Genomic DNA, 297 nt, shown 5'->3' on the forward strand with positions numbered 1-297 from the left:
GTCACTAATCTATCTGCTATACCCATGTCTTGTAAATTTTTAACTTCTTTTTCCAAAGCGGAATTTTTACCTTCAAGTACAGAGCATTGCTGTAAAACATTAGCACTTCTATTTAGATTTTCTATTGTCTCACGCGCAAGAGGTCTAAAATCTTTTAAAAACTGTTCATAATCACCAATCATTTTTTTCATCTCTGCCTTATACTCCTGCCTCTCTGCTTTATGCTTTTGTATGTCTGCTTTATGCTTTTGCATTAGCTCTTCAATTGTTTGAACAGCTGTTGTTTTTAAAGCGGTA

The 297-nt window shown here is 34.0% G+C and carries 1 pseudogene; it reads right to left on the minus strand.

Annotation, left to right across the window (positions count from 1 at the left end):
• Positions 1-297: pseudogene (locus tag TY19_RS15745) on the minus strand (hypothetical protein); the annotation flags it as partial.

The sequence above is a fragment of the Candidatus Protochlamydia sp. R18 genome (assembly GCF_000648255.1).
GTDB lineage: Bacteria > Chlamydiota > Chlamydiia > Chlamydiales > Parachlamydiaceae > Protochlamydia > Protochlamydia amoebophila.